At 48.4% G+C, this 1,506-nt stretch carries 1 protein-coding gene; it reads right to left on the minus strand.

The genetic code is table 11. The features are described from left to right. Positions 1-1,506, minus strand: a 1,506-nt coding sequence (locus tag R8O11_RS24800) for a flagellar biosynthesis protein FlhA (protein WP_318194554.1), incomplete at both ends; no start/stop codon positions are given.

Here is a 1,506-nt window from a genome sequence, read left to right on the forward strand (position 1 = left end):
TCGTAATTGCGGCATTACAAGTAGTATTGGCGGTAAGCCTTGCTGCTTAAGTTGTTGTCGAATCAAAGGTAAGTTTTGTTGGAACTGACCAAGAATATTCGGTTCGATTGGGAAACTATCGAGAACCACTGTACCTGAAGCTTGCGCTTCTTGCAGCGACGTCAGTAGCATTTGCTCCAATTCATCCGATAAAGCGTAAACATTGAGCTCAGGTTTTTGCCCTGCAATTAAGTTAACTAGCGTGCGTTTTAGTGCGCAGCGAACATCAGCAGCTAACAAAATCGGGTCTTTCGTGTTTTCTGAAGACTCCAGCATGGTATTCGCAATGGTTCGGATGTCTTTTAGTGGCACCTGATCAAGCAATAGCTGGCGGTACACTTTGAGCTGTTGAGCTGGGTTAAGTGCAGCGGCTAAGGCTTCTGCCAATTTCGGCGCTTGTTGGGTTAAGCGCTGCGTCATCGCTTCTACATCATCGTGTGTAAACAATTCTGCAAGGTTGGTTTTCATGATTTTGCTGATGTGCGTTGCGATCACGGTACCGTCGTCCACGACTTGGTAACCCATGTTGAGCGCTTTCGCCTTGTCTTGGTGTTCAATCCAAACTGCAGGAAGTTGGTAAGCAGGATCGCTCCCTAGAATGCCATCGATTTCACCGTAGGTGTCGCCAACGGCAATCGCCATTAAACGCTCTGGTTCGATAAAGCCCTGCTCAATCACTTCGCCATTAAGAGAAATGGTGTATTGGTTCGGTTTTAGGCTTAGGTTATCGCGAATGCGAACTTCTGGTAGAAGAAAACCTACCTGTTCTGAGAGGTTACGACGTACACCACGAATACGTTGCGAAAGTGGCGCACCTTGATCCTTATTTACCAAGTGAACAAGACGGTAACCAAGCGCAAGAGACAGTGTGTGCACGTGTGGGATGTCGTCCCATGTGAGTGGTGTGTCTTCCTCTTGCATGGCTTGAGAAAGTGCTTCCACCTGTTCGATTTGCGTGTCTTGAACTGGTTTCTTACTTTGTCTCCAACCTGCAAACCCTAATGCGCCAGCAAATGCAAAGAATGCAAGGTGCGGCATACCCGGAACCATACCAATGACGGCCATGATCCCTGCAACCGTAAACAAGGTCGCTGGAGTTGCGAGCAACTGTTTCTGCATGGTTTCTGACATGCCGTTGTCGCTGTCATTGATGCGAGTCACGATGATTGCAGCTGCGGTTGCCAGTAATAGCGATGGAATTTGTGCTACCAAGCCATCACCGATGGTTAGCAGTGCATAAGTTTTGAATGCTTCAGACGCTGGTAAGCCGTGTTCGAAAACACCGATGCTGATACCACCGATGATGTTGATGAATAGAATCAACAGACCTGCGACCGCATCACCGCGAACAAATTTCGACGCACCGTCCATTGAACCGTGGAAGTCGGCTTCGTTCGCAACTTCTTTACGGCGCAGACGAGCGGTTTCTTGATCAATCAAACCGGCGTTTAAGTCCGCATCGATCGC

This window comes from Vibrio sp. 1288 (assembly GCF_033344475.1).